General features: G+C 43.3%; 1 pseudogene. It reads right to left on the bottom strand.

What is annotated here, in order from left to right:
• Positions 1-501 (bottom strand): annotated as a pseudogene (locus tag R8O10_RS27855) (TonB-dependent siderophore receptor); the annotation flags it as partial.

Below are 501 nucleotides of genomic sequence, written 5' to 3'. Positions count from 1 at the left end.
ATATTCGAGTTCCAAGGGGCTGGATTATTATTACCTGTTGGAGAATCATTTTTATCTTCTCTAAAGTAAGTACTATTCAGTACAAGGTGGTGTTCTACTGGGCCAGTGTCAAAGTTGCTACGAACACCTATCTCACCTGAAGTTCGTTTGTTCTCAAGCTTAACTGATCCGAGAGATACCTCTAGGTTACCCTCGTTATCGATGATTTTGATTCGTTGCGGTACATTTGAATGAAAATCTGTACGGCTACCACCCAATGCGCTGTACACAGTTACAGAGTCACTAACGCTTAGCTCCCCGCGAATCATCATCCCTTTATCTTCGCTATCATTGTAGGCCCAACTTGGCGTCAATAATGTGTCAGATGGAGGAGGTGATGGGATTTTGAGACCAGAAGCGATGCTTAACCCACGGTTTGCACCTTCAACTCGCTCTGTACTGTAGTAAAAATCTGCTTCAAGGAAAGCAATGTCATTACGCCAATCAAGGCTTAATGATGCA

The organism is Vibrio sp. 1727 (assembly GCF_033344415.1).
Taxonomy (GTDB): domain Bacteria; phylum Pseudomonadota; class Gammaproteobacteria; order Enterobacterales; family Vibrionaceae; genus Vibrio; species Vibrio alginolyticus.
The sequence above is the reverse complement of the archived record's forward strand: the minus strand, read 5'-3'. Positions and strand labels throughout refer to the sequence as shown.